The organism is Fulvivirga lutimaris, assembly GCF_009711525.1.
Taxonomy (GTDB): Bacteria; Bacteroidota; Bacteroidia; order Cytophagales; family Cyclobacteriaceae; genus Fulvivirga; species Fulvivirga lutimaris.
On the sequence record NZ_SMLV01000027.1, the window covers coordinates 1 to 383 of the forward strand.

The following is a 383-nucleotide window of genomic DNA, read 5'->3' on the forward strand; positions in this document are numbered from 1 at the left end:
AGTAATCTAAATTCAAGAATGAACATCGATCGTGATGTTGGAGTTCAGTTAAGATATAAAGGTAAAAGCTTAAGATACTCTGGTGCTATAACTATGGGTGAAGGAAGAAACATGACAGCTAAAAACGCTGGTGGTTATGACTTCACTAACAGAGTAGAATGGTTGCCCTTCGGAGATTTTGCAAGTAGTGGCGATTATAAAGCTGCTGACTTAAAAAGAGAAAATGACGTCAAATTAATGATTGGTGTTACTTATGACCATAACGATCACGCTTCAAGACAAAGAGGTCAATTAGGAAGTTTCCTTTCAGAGCAAAGAACCTTAAACACTTGGTTTGTAGATGCTCACCTTAAATACAGAGGTCTTTCTACAATGATTGAATA

Annotated in this window: 1 pseudogene; it reads left to right on the forward strand. The window is 36.6% G+C overall.

The features are described from left to right. Nucleotides 1-18: 18 nt before the first annotated feature. Nucleotides 19-383: pseudogene (locus tag E1140_RS00045) on the forward strand (porin); the annotation flags it as partial.